We start from the raw sequence: 11,131 nt of genomic DNA, 5'->3' as shown, positions 1-11,131 counted from the left end.
TCACGGGGTGGCGGCCCCACGGCCACGTGGAGGCATTCCCGCGACCACCGCAGTTCTGCGGAGGTCCGGCTCACGACGTGCGGGTACCGTCCGCCACCCCACCAGATAGCCCTGGAGGTCCGATGGCGGCGCGGACGTCGGTGGACGTGGTCCTCATCCACGGCCTGTTCTCGTCGGGCGAGGTCTGGCGGCGGTTCGAGGAGCTGCTGCTGGCCGACCCCGAGCTCGGCGGTTCGGTTCGGTTGCACCGCTTCGACTACCCGTCGCCGAGGTTCCGCTCGCTGTGGCGCCCGGACCAGCGCGTCCCCGAGGTCGACGACATCGCCGCCCTGCTGCGCACCCGCCTGCACGAGGAGCTGGCCGACGTGGAGCGGCTGGTGCTGGTGAGCCACAGCCAGGGCGGCCTGGTGGTCCAGCGCTACCTGGCGAGGGCGCTGTGGCACGGCGAGGCGCGCCGATTAGCGCGGATCAAGCACGTGGTGCTGTTCGCCTGCCCCAACTCGGGGTCCCAGTTCGCGCTCAGCCTGCGCAGGAAGACCCGCTGGTTCCACCGCAACCCGCAGGAGGGGCAGCTGGAGCCGTTCAACCGCGCGGTGCTGGACTCGCAGTCCACGGTGCTCAAGGGCATCGTGCACGCCACGGACAACACCGACCGGACCTGGCGGGTGCCGATCGCCGCCTACGGCGGGCTGAGCGACAACATCGTCCCCGCCACCACGGTGACCTACCTGTTCCCGAAGAACGGCGTGGTGGACGGGGACCACTTCAGCATCGTCCAGCCGCAGGACTCCCGATCCCCGTCGTACCAGGCGGTGCGCCGGACGTTGACGAAGGTCCTGTCGGAGGAGCACGCCCCCGCGGTGACCGCCCCCGAGGCCGTGGTCGCCGCCCCCGAGCGCAGGCGCACCGCGGTGTCCGTGCGCCCGCCGCACCGGGCCCGGTCGAGCCGGATGGTGGGCCGCGACGACCTGATGGCCGGGCTCATCTCCGACCGGGCGCACCGGGTGCACGTGCTGTCCGGGCTCGGCGGGCTGGGCAAGAGCCGGATCGCGCTGGAGCTGGCGCACCGCGCCCAGGAGGAGGACCACCTGGTGTTCTGGGTGGAGGTCCCCCGGATCAACCTGGCGATGCGCACCATCATCAGCGGCCTCCAGCACGGGCTCGGGCAGAGCGGGACGGGGGTCGACGTCACGCCGGACGCGCTGTGGCGGCTGCTCGACGCGCTCGACCGCCCGTGGTTGCTGGTCTTCGACAACGCCGACGACGTGCAGCGGCTCGCCCCGCCCGGCGTGCCGGTGGCGCAGGGGTCCGGGTGGTTGCGCGAGCCCCGCGCGGGCGGGTCGGGCCGGGTCGTCGTCACCAGCCGGGACCAGAACCCGAGGACGTGGGGCGCTTGGTGCGGGGTGCACCAGGTGCCCCGGCTGGCACCGGACGACGGCGCGTCGGTCCTGCGGGAGCAGGTGCCGGAAGGCGGCACGTCCGCGCAGGCCAGGGACTTGTCGGAGGCGCTGGGCGGGTTGCCGCTGGCGCTGCACGCGTGCGCGCGCTACCTGAACTCGGTGATCAAGTCCGGTAGCGGCGGCCCGGAGCGGGGCGTGGCGGACTTCGTGAGCTACCACGACGCGCTGTCGCGGCGCTTCCACTCCTCGGACGGGCAGGACCTCGCGCTCCAGGAGGTCGGCAACGTCGTGGCGATGTCGTTGAAGCTCCTGGGCGAGCGCGGGCTGCGCTGCGCGCCCACGCTGCTGCGCCTGCTGTCGTGCCTGAACATCGCCCCCATCCCGTACGACGCGCTGCTCGGCCGGGGGCCGCTGTCCCGGTTCGCGCTGTTCAGCTCGTTCAGCGGCGCGTGCGACCAGGACTACGGGCCGACCCTGGACGGTCTGGCCGACCTGGGGCTGGTCGAGCTGGAGCGGGTGGACTCGAGCACGTCGGCCGAGCTGGGCCGGACGCTGACCATCCACCCCCTGGTGCACCAGGAGCTGCGCAACTCCCCCGAGGTGCGGGACAGGCGCGTGGAGCACTACGCGCTGTGCCTGCGCCTGCTGGCCGACGTGGCTCGGGCGCACAACCCGGACATCACCGAGCACTGGGCGACCTGGAGCATGATCGCGCCGCACGCCGTGGACGTGACCAGGCGCTTCCTGGTCACCGGGCCGCCGCAGAACGACCGGGGCGCGGTGGTCGACGCGCTGGAGCTCGCCCGGCTCACCGCGCGGTACCTGATCGCCAGCAGCGTCGTCACGCCCGCCGAGGACCTGGTCGAGTCGCTGGTGCGCGGCTGCGCCGAGTACGGCTTCACCCCCGAGGACCGGGAGCTGCTGGGGCTGCGGCACGAGCGCGGGCGGATCGCGCTGGAGCGCGGCAGGCCGGAGGACGCCGAGGCCGAGCTGCGGGCGGTGATCGAGAGCCGGACCCGGCTGCTGGGGTTCGACCACGAGGACACCCTGGCCAGCAGGCACAAGCACGCGAAGGCGCTGGCCGAGCAGGGGCAGTGGGAGGAGGCCCTGCCGCTGCTGCGGGACATCGTCGACGCCGAGCACACCGTCCGGTCGCCCGAGCACTACGACACGATGGTGGTGCGGCACAGCCTGGCCCGCGTCGTGGCCGTCGACGACCCGGAGGAGGCCGCCGGGATGCTGCGGGAGATCCTGGAGATCCGCCACCGGCACTGGGCGCGGGAAGCGCCGGAGACCCTGTCGGTGCGCCGCACCCTGGCGACCTGCCTGATCAGGATGGGCAAGTTCGACGAGGCCGTCACCGAGGCTGCGGGCGCCCTGGAGGTGGCCGGGGACCAGCCGAGGGCGCACGCGGTCATGGCGCTGCGGTACACGCTCTGCCTGGCGCTGCTCGCGCGGGACGCCTCGGACCAGGACGGGCTGCACCGACAGCTGCTCGCGCTGCTCCGGGACCAGCGCGAGGTGCTGGGCGAGGAGCACCCCGACACGGCCAGGACGAACCGGCTGGTGGCCAAGCTGAGCGGCGCGGGCTCGGGTTGAGCTCTTCGGGGGGAGACGCGTGTATCCGGACGAAGTTTGGGTGTACTTTCCTTGAGAACCACGAGGGAAAACCGCAAAAATAGGGGAACCGGACGAAGCCGGGAACCCCGCAGGTCAGCCGACCGGAGAGGAAACGCGATGATCCCTTCCGACCACGAGGCGAGCGGCGGCACGAGCGGGGGGCACCCGGAGCACGCCGAGGGGATCACCATCGGCCGGGTCAGCATCGAGACCGCGCGAAGAATAGTCCTGGAAACGCTGGAAGCGGATCACCGGGACCTCGAGGTCGAAGCGCGATCGGTATTCCGGGTCACCAGCTTCTGGTGAGCGCGATTGGAATAGTTTTACCCGTCGGTCACCGCCAAAAGGCGGAAAGCTGGGAGAAAAGGGCTGGATACGCTCATTTCCCCAGACTTCGACCAGGGACGGGTGAGCGCCGTGGACAGCGTCGCAGGGAACGTCGCAGGGAACGTCGCAGGGATTGTCGAGCAGCACGACCCGCACTTCACCGCGGTGACCTCGGCCGAGTTCGACCGGGCCGGGATCGCGGAGCTCGCGGCGGGGCGGCGGGCTGCCACGCGGGTTCCGGGGTTCGCCTCTCCCGCGATGTGCGCCGAGGTCCTGGAGGCGCTCACCGAGGCCGAGTTCGAGTCCTACGGGGCTGAGCGGGTCTCGCCACGGGTCATGCGGTTCGGGGTCGGGGTCAGCGATCACCGGGATGGTGGCGGCGGGGTCTCCGGTGGGTACTGGGAAGCGCTCGAGGGCGGGGTTCGGGGCTGGCAGGGGCTTTCGCTGCCGTTCGACCCGTTCCGGTTCTGCCGGGACGGCATCGGGAAGCACTGGCCCGGCGAGGTCGTCGTCGGGCGGCGGGGTGGGCGGGAGCTGGGGGCCGGGGTGGCCCGTGAGCCCGGCGGCGGTTTCGTGGTGCACTACGACGACGCGTCGCGCGAGTTCTCCGGGAACCTGCTCGACGTCGCCCTGGTCGCGCAGTTCGCGTTCAACCTCTACCTGTCGGTGCCCGAGAGCGGCGGGGAGACCGTGGTGTGGCGGCACCGGTGGCAGCCCGGCGACGAGGAATTCCGCCCGGCGGGCTCGTACGGTTACCGGGAAGAGGTGGTGGGGTCCGCGGAATCGTTCACGCTGCGACCGCGAGCCGGCGAGGCGCTGCTGTTCGACCCGCGCAACTACCACGCGGTGCGGCCGAGTTCGGGCGGTCGGCGGATCGCGCTCGGCTTTTCCGTCGGGCTCACCGACGAGGGGGATTTGCACGTGTGGGCCTGATGGCCGCCCCGATCACCCCCTAGGCTGCCGTCGTGGAATTATTGAGGTACACGGCTTTCAGCACCACCGAGGACGGCGGGAATCCGGCCGGGGTGGTCCTGGACGCGACCGGGACGTCCGATTCCGACATGCTCGCCACCGCCGCGGAGCTCGGTTACTCGGAAACGGCGTTCGCCACGCCGGAAGGTCCGGGCCGGTTGGCGGTGCGCTACTTCAGCCCGCTGGTGGAGGTGCCGTTCTGCGGACACGCCACCATCGCGCTGGCGGTGGCGCACGCCGAGCGGCACAGCGTGGGCGAACTGCTCCTGCGCACCCAGGCGGGACCCGTTCGGGTGAAAACCGAGCGTGACGGCGGACTGCTGCGGGCGACCCTGGTGAGCGTGCCGCCGCGCACCGCGCCGATCACGCCCGCCGACCTCGACCGGCTGCTCGCCGCGCTGCGCTGGGAGAGGTCCGACCTCGACCCGGCGCTGCCGCCCGCAGCCGCCTACGCGGGGGCGTGGCACCCGGTGATCGCCGCCGCCAGCCGGGAGCGGTTGGCCAGGCTGGACTACGACCTGCCCGTGCTGGGCGAGCTGATGGCCGAGCGGGACTGGGCGACGGTGGACCTGGTGTGGCGGGAGTCCGCGTCGGTCTTCCACTGCCGCAACCCGTTCCCGCCGGGCGGCGTCGTGGAGGACCCGGCGACGGGCGCCGCGGCGGCTGCGCTCGGCGGTTACCTGCGCGAGCTCGACCTGGCGCCGCTGCCGCACCGGATGGCGGTGCGGCAGGGCGAGGACATGGGGCGGCCCAGCCTGATCGAGGTGGAGGTGCCCGCCGACCGGGAGGCCGGGATAGCGGTGAGCGGGTGCGCCGTGCGGCTGACCGGACCGGCGCACGGCTGACGCCGGGCCGGTCGCTCGGGTCTAGCGCGCGAACTCCACGGTCACCTCGACCTCGACCGGGGCGTTCAGGGGCAGGACCGGGACGCCCACGGCGCTCCGGGCGTGCCTGCCCGCCGGGCCGAAGATCAGGGCGAACAGCTCGCTCGCGCCGTCGAGCACGGCGTCCTGGTCGGTGAAGCCGGGGGCCGAGGCGACGTAGCCGACGACCCGCACCACCTGCACCACGCGGTCCAGGCCGACCGCCGCGTCGACCGCCGCCAGGGCCGACAGGGCGCACTGGCGGCTCAGGCGGGTGGCCTCGTCCAGGTCCACCTCGCGGCCCACCAGGCCGGTGGCGACGACCTCGCCGTCGACCATGGGGACCTGGCCCGCGGCGTGCACCAGGTTTCCCGAGGGCACGGCTGGGACGTAGTTGCCCTTGGGCGGGTTGACCAGCGGCAGGACGAGGTCGAGCCGGGCAAGGCGGTCGAAGATCATCGCGGCGCCCCTGGGTTTTCGGCCATCAGGGGGCGACGCTACCGCATCCGGGGCGGCTCTCCCCCTGATCGGGGCAGGTGATCCACCGGAGCCTGGCCGGGGGTGCGGGGACGGGCGTGCGACTGGGCCTGTTGCCGGAGCGGGGGTGACGTCGAGCGGCCGACAGGAGGGGGTGGGCGCGGCGCTGCCCCCGACCGCGGTGGGCGCGGTCGGGGGCAGCGTCAGAACCGGAGCGTCAGAACCACAACATCAGATCGGCAGCGCCGACGGGAAGCGGTCCCACACGCGGTGCTCGCCCAGCAGGTCCACCACGGAGCCCAGGACCGCGCTCGGGCTGTCGCCGGTCACCACGCCCACCGCGTCCACGGGCACGCCCGCCGCCTCCAGGGCCGCCACGCCGCCGCCCCACGCGCCGATCGCCTTCGCGTGCCGGAACGCCTCCTGCAGCAGCAGCGACACCCTCGGGTCGACCGCCGGGCCCGACGGGGCACCCGCCTTCGCGTCGCGCGCGGGCAGCGCGTCCGGCGCGGGCGGCGGGGCGGTGGCCAGCAGGATCGCGTCGAACTCGACCGAGCGGGCGGTCAGGAACGTGCGCTGCGCGACCAGGCCGCCGCCGAGCGGGCCGCCGTGCGGGGCGATCAGCAGCGGCACCATGCCCGCCGCGTCCACCTCCGCCACCACGGTGCGCGCGCCCTCGTGGTCGGCCGGGTCGACGACGACGCCGACGAGCCTGCCGTCCACCGGCCAGGTCCCGCCGATCTGGGACAGCGCCGGGCTCGGGGCGACGTCGCGCGCCGGGTTCTCCGCCTCCGGCGCGGGCAGCCCGAGGCCGGTGGCGACCTGCTCGCACAGCACCGGGTCGACGTTGGCCAGCACCTTGAGCTGCCGCTCCTTGATGGCCTGCTCGTAGCACTTGCCCAGCTCGAACGTGAACGCCCGCGCCACGTGCTCGCGCTCCAGCGCCGTCAGGCTGCGCCAGAACAGCCTGGCCTGCGTGTAGTGGTCGGAGTACGACGCGGGCGCCTCGCGGACCTTGCGGCCCTGCTCCACCACCTGCGGGAACTCCACGAACGCGCTCATGTCCGCACCCGCCGTGAACGGGCAGCCGCCGTCGAGCGTGTTCGGCTTGTACGGCGCCACCCCGCCGTGCACGGCGTGCTGGTGGAACCCGTCGCGGAGCATGTCGTTGACCGGCGCGTGCGGGCGGTTGATCGGGATCTGGCTGAAGTTCGGCCCGCCGAGCCGGGTGAGCTGGGTGTCCAGGTAGGAGAACAGCCTGGCCTGGAGCAGCGGGTCGTCGGTGACGTCGATGCCGGGCACCAGGTGGCCCACGTGGAACGCGACCTGCTCGCTCTCCGCGAAGAAGTTGGTGGGGTTGCGGTTGAGCACGAGCGTGCCGACGGGCGTGACCGGCGCCAGCTCCTCGGGCACGATCTTGGTGGAGTCGAGCAGGTCGATGCCCTCGAACGTCTGGTCCGGGGTGTCCGGGAAGACCTGGATGCCCAGCTCCCACTGCGGGTACGCGCCGGACTCGATCGAGTCGTACAGGTCGCGCCGGTGGAAGTCCGGGTCGACGCCGTTGATCAGCTGCGCCTCCTCCCACAGCAGCGAGTGCACGCCCGCCTTGGGCTTCCAGTGGAACTTCGCCAGCGACGTGCCGCCCTCGGCGTTGACCAGCCGGAAGGTGTGGACGCCGAAGCCCTCCATGGTCCGGTAGGAGCGCGGGATCGCCCGGTCGGACATCTGCCACATGACGTGGTGGGTGGCCTCGGTGTGCAGGGACACGAAGTCCCAGAACGTGTCGTGCGCGCTCTGCGCCTGCGGGATCTCCCGGTCCGGGTGCGGCTTGGCCGCGTGGATGACGTCGGGGAACTTGATGCCGTCCTGGATGAAGAACACCGGGATGTTGTTGCCCACCAGGTCGAACGTGCCCTCGGCGGTGTAGAACTTCGTGGCGAACCCCCGTGTGTCGCGCACGGTGTCGGCGGAGCCGCGCGAGCCGACCACGGTGGAGAAGCGGGTGAACACCGGGGTGCGCACGCCCTCCTGGAGGAACCCGGCCTTGCACACGGCGGCGGCGGTGCCGTGGCCGATGAACACCCCGTGCGCACCGGCGCCGCGGGCGTGGACCACGCGCTCCGGGATGCGCTCGTGGTCGAAGTGCATGATCTTCTCGCGCAGGTGGTGGTCCTGCAGCAGCGTCGGACCGCGCTCGCCCGCCTTGAGCGAGTGGTCGGTGTCCGGCAGCCGCAGGCCCTGCGAGGTGGTCAGGTGCGCGCCCTGCTGGGAGTTCAGCTGCGGTGACGCCCCGGTGTCCGCGCCCGTGGGGGTGACGTGCGCGGGGGTCCCCTGGTCGGGCTTGGGGGGCAGCGGCTCGCGCGGCTCGGTGGGTTCGACGAGGTCCGGCGGGGCCGACGCGGGCGCGCCGGGCGCCGTGGGCGAGGCCGCACCGGTGACCTTCTCCACGGCCTTCTCCAGCGCGTCCTTCACCACCTGAGCGGGTTTCCTGGATTCCACGTTGTCCTCCTCGACGATCGGGCCCGGCGGTGGTCCCAGCGCGAGTACCCGTGGAAGAGCGGTCCACGCATCGATCACCGGATCGTTTGCGCTCCCCCGTAAGGAGTAACGCCCGGCCCCTTTCGGTCGTGCTCGACGGGCGCAATCCGCCGCTCGCGGAAGGAGCAGGACGCGCGGCCTTCCGCCGCACCCCCCAAGGACCCTGCCGGAACGGGACGTCCGGCACCGGGTCCGGGACCTCCGCCTCTCTCGACGACCCCCTTGTGAACGGGATGCTTTTACCAGCAAGGAACGAGTCGAGGAGGCGGCAATGACCGCGATCGCCAGCACCAACGAAGTCACTACGCGGGGGGACGTCGGTCAGAAGTTGATGGCGGTCCTGCGCATCTCGACCGGATTCGTCTTCCTCTGGGCCTTCCTGGACAAGGCGTTCGGCCTCGGCTACAGCACCGCGTCGGAGAAGGCCTGGATCAACGGCGGGTCGCCGACCAAGGGATTCCTGAGCCACGTCGAGGTCGGGCCCTTCCAGGGGATGTTCCAGAGCATGGCGGGCGCCTGGTGGGCCAACCTGCTCTTCATGGTCGGCCTGGCGGCGGTCGGCACCGCGGTCATCCTCGGCATGGGCATGTGGATCTCGGCGGTGTCGGGCTCGGTCATCATGTTCATGATGTGGCTCGCGGAGTGGCCCATGGCCACCGTGACCTCGGCCGGTGAGCCGAGCGGGTCGTCGAACCCCTTCATGGACTACCACATCATCTACGGAATCATCCTCTTCGTCCTCGCGGTCCACAAGAACGGCGAGACGTGGGGTCTGGGCAAGTTCTGGGCCGGTCTTCCCGTGGTCCGCGACAACGCCTGGCTCAGGTGAGTCCCGAGCCCACCCCCGGAGGAGCCGGTCGCCCTTCCCCCGGCGACCGGCTCCTCCGCTTTTCCCCTCGCACCTAGCAGCGAGTCCACCGCCCCGCCCCCTTCCGAGGGGTGCGGGGCGGTTTTGCGCGTTCCGGAAAACGACTGGCGCGTCACACCCCGCCTTGCGGTCGGGTCGATTTTCGGCGGATAGCCGGCCGATGATTCTTTCGAGTGCGCCGCCCGCGCATTGTCAGGCCCGTTCCGCTCATTTACGGTCATTCGGTGGACGTGGTGAGCGACGTGGTGGAAGTGGCGCGCTGCGGGCGCGCGGTGCACGGCCGGGCGGGGTTCGACGGTCCGTGGCGGTTCCGGTTCTCGACCTGCCGCGGGGTGGGGTTCCACGTCCTGCTGCGCGGGAGCGGGTGGCTGGTGCCCGAACGCGGGGAGCCGCTGCCGCTGGGCGTCGGGGACGTGGTGCTGGCGCCCCGGCGCGGCGGGCACGTGCTGTCGGACCTGCCGGTGAGCGAGGGGGCGGCGCCGTTCAGCGCGGTCGGGGCCTCGCGCGGCAGCGGGGAGGGCGGCGCGGTGGACCTGCTGTGCGGGGAGTACCCGCTGGACGGGTCGAGGAGCCACCCGCTGCTGGAGGCGCTGCCCGAGGTGGTGCACCTGCCCGCGCGCGTGAACGGGCACCGGGACCTGCGGGCGGCGGTGGACCTGCTGGGCCGGGAGGTGCGGGCCGGGCGGTCCGGGCGGGACGCGCTGGTGTCCGGGCTGCTGGACCTGGTGCTGGTGTACTCGCTGCGGGCCTGGCTGGAGGACAACCCCGACCGCGGGTGGGCCAGGGCGCTGCGGGACGAGGGGGTGGCGTCGGTGCTGGACGCGCTGCACACCTCGCCCGCCGAGCAGTGGCGGATCGAGGTGCTGGCGGACCGGGCCGGGATGTCCAGGGCGACGCTGGCCAGGCGGTTCACCGCGCTGACCGGGCGCTCGCCGATGGCCTACCTGACGTGGTGGCGGATGGTGCTGGCCAGCAAGCTGCTCAAGGAGACCGAGCTGCCGCTGCACGGGGTGGCGCAGCGGGTGGGGTACAGCTCGCCGTTCGCGTTCTCGCACGCGTTCAAGCGGTACAACGGGGTGGCTCCCGCGCACTACCGGGCCGCCGCGGCGGATCTGCGGTAGGCCGGGCTCAGCAGGCCGAGTTCACCGGCCGAGGTCGGGCAGGCCGAGGTGGTGGGCGGCCACCTGGAGCATCAGCCGGGCCTGCTCCGCCGTCCAGTCGACCAGCGCGGCGGCGTCGCCCAGGACCGGGGTGGCCACCTCGGCGCGCAGGCCGCCCTCCGGGCTCGCGCAGTAGCGGCCCGCCGGGATCCAGCGCTGGAGCCGCTGCAGGGTCGCGTCGGCCTCGGGGCCGGGTGGGACGGCGGTCGCCGGGGCGTAGTCGGCGACCGCGACGAACCAGTCGCCGCGCGTGCCGAGCTCCAGCCACGCCGCCCGGCCGTCCTCCAGGGCTACCTGGGAGATCGTGGGCGGTAACGCCACGCCCGAACCGCCCAGCTCGGGCAGGCCCAGCGAGCCGCCGCCCTCCACCACGAGCCGGCAGGACGCGACCAGGTGGCCGAGCAGCATCCACACCTGGAGCGGCTCGGGGAAGCGGGCGCCGACGTGGCAGCCCAGCGCGACCTCCAGGGTCCCGTCGTCCGGGGAGCGGTAGGCGCGGGCCAGCGGCAGCCCGCGGTTCGCCTCGACCAGGCGCTCCCCCGGCGCGTCGGGCAGCACCTCGTGGGCGGTCAGGCGGAGCACGCCCTGCTCGTCCGCGGCGGTCACCGACAGGTCGCCGAGCGCGCCCGCCAGGCGGAACGCCGCGTACGGCACGCCCCGCGCGCTGGTGCGCGTCGAGTGGGCCACGCCCAGCTCGGCGAGCGACCGGAACAGCGGGGAGGTGGTCTCGTTCATCGCGCTCCGCCCTTCTCCGGGACGCCGGGGCGCGGGGAGGGCGGTCCGCGTCGGGGACGCGTCGTGCTCGCGCTCCGCGCGGTCCAGGCCCTGGTGCATGACCCCACTGTCGCCCGGAGATCATTCCGCGCCAATGGGAGCGGTCGGGCCGCCCCGACCGGCGGGTGCCGC

The 11,131-nt window shown here is 72.9% G+C and carries 9 protein-coding genes; 6 read left to right on the top strand and 3 right to left on the bottom strand.

The genetic code is table 11. The features are described from left to right. The first annotated feature begins 122 nt into the window (after nucleotides 1-122). The 4 genes from AMIR_RS12625 to AMIR_RS12610 all read left to right on the top strand — a co-directional run bounded on the left by AMIR_RS12625 (nucleotide 123) and on the right by AMIR_RS12610 (nucleotide 5,164). Nucleotides 123-2,999 (top strand): alpha/beta hydrolase, encoded by a 2,877-nt coding sequence (locus AMIR_RS12625; protein WP_015801349.1) that lies wholly within the window; start codon nucleotides 123-125, stop codon nucleotides 2,997-2,999. Between the two features lie 138 nt (nucleotides 3,000-3,137). Next, nucleotides 3,138-3,326, top strand: a complete 189-nt coding sequence (locus tag AMIR_RS12620; protein ID WP_015801348.1) for a hypothetical protein — start codon at nucleotides 3,138-3,140, stop codon at nucleotides 3,324-3,326. A 111-nt stretch (nucleotides 3,327-3,437) separates the two neighbouring features. Further along, nucleotides 3,438-4,280, top strand: coding sequence for a 2OG-Fe(II)-dependent halogenase WelO5 family protein (locus tag AMIR_RS12615; protein WP_222840725.1), 843 nt, complete (start codon nucleotides 3,438-3,440; stop codon nucleotides 4,278-4,280). Between the two features lie 32 nt (nucleotides 4,281-4,312). After that, entirely contained in the window at nucleotides 4,313-5,164 is an 852-nt protein-coding gene (locus AMIR_RS12610) for a PhzF family phenazine biosynthesis protein (RefSeq protein ID WP_015801346.1), read from the top strand. Between the two features lie 21 nt (nucleotides 5,165-5,185). Here the strand turns inward: AMIR_RS12610 and AMIR_RS12605 are convergent, their stop codons facing one another. Together AMIR_RS12605 and AMIR_RS12600 are read right to left on the bottom strand one after the other, a co-directional pair. Continuing rightward, nucleotides 5,186-5,641: a RidA family protein gene (locus AMIR_RS12605; RefSeq protein WP_015801345.1), complete on the bottom strand. Its 456-nt coding sequence runs from the start codon at nucleotides 5,639-5,641 to the stop codon at nucleotides 5,186-5,188. Between the two features lie 249 nt (nucleotides 5,642-5,890). Continuing rightward, the gene (locus AMIR_RS12600) at nucleotides 5,891-8,158 is read right to left on the bottom strand and encodes a catalase (protein WP_015801344.1); all 2,268 of its coding nucleotides are present in this window, start codon (nucleotides 8,156-8,158) and stop codon (nucleotides 5,891-5,893) included. A gap of 310 nt (nucleotides 8,159-8,468) precedes the next feature. Here AMIR_RS12600 and AMIR_RS12595 point away from each other — a divergent pair, with 310 nt between their 5' ends. Next, nucleotides 8,469-9,026 carry a DoxX family membrane protein gene (locus AMIR_RS12595; RefSeq protein WP_015801343.1) on the top strand — a complete coding sequence of 186 codons (558 nt, stop codon included), beginning with the start codon at nucleotides 8,469-8,471 and terminating at the stop codon, nucleotides 9,024-9,026. A 263-nt stretch (nucleotides 9,027-9,289) separates the two neighbouring features. Continuing rightward, a complete protein-coding gene (locus tag AMIR_RS42705; RefSeq protein ID WP_041836724.1) occupies nucleotides 9,290-10,186 on the top strand; it encodes an AraC family transcriptional regulator in 897 nt (298 codons plus the stop codon). Between the two features lie 21 nt (nucleotides 10,187-10,207). Here AMIR_RS42705 and AMIR_RS12585 read toward each other — a convergent pair whose 3' ends face one another. After that, a complete protein-coding gene (locus AMIR_RS12585) occupies nucleotides 10,208-11,059 on the bottom strand; it encodes a hypothetical protein (protein ID WP_143760709.1) in 852 nt (283 codons plus the stop codon). Between the last annotated feature and the right edge of the window lie 72 nt (nucleotides 11,060-11,131).

The organism is Actinosynnema mirum DSM 43827 (genome assembly GCF_000023245.1).
In the GTDB taxonomy this organism is placed as follows: Bacteria; Actinomycetota; Actinomycetes; order Mycobacteriales; family Pseudonocardiaceae; genus Actinosynnema; species Actinosynnema mirum.
This window is presented reverse-complemented; position numbering and strand designations above follow the sequence as displayed.

What these genes read in the sequence shown, in the direction of transcription:
- AMIR_RS12620 (WP_015801348.1), top strand. Translation starts at nt 3,138, where the DNA reads ATGATCCCTTCCGACCACGAGGCGAGCGGCGGCACGAGCGGGGGGCAC.
- AMIR_RS12595 (WP_015801343.1), top strand. Translation starts at nt 8,469, where the DNA reads ATGACCGCGATCGCCAGCACCAACGAAGTCACTACGCGGGGGGACGTC.
- AMIR_RS12585 (WP_143760709.1), bottom strand. Translation starts at nt 11,059, where the DNA reads ATGCACCAGGGCCTGGACCGCGCGGAGCGCGAGCACGACGCGTCCCCG.
- AMIR_RS12605 (WP_015801345.1), bottom strand. Translation starts at nt 5,641, where the DNA reads ATGATCTTCGACCGCCTTGCCCGGCTCGACCTCGTCCTGCCGCTGGTC.
- AMIR_RS12625 (WP_015801349.1), top strand. Translation starts at nt 123, where the DNA reads ATGGCGGCGCGGACGTCGGTGGACGTGGTCCTCATCCACGGCCTGTTC.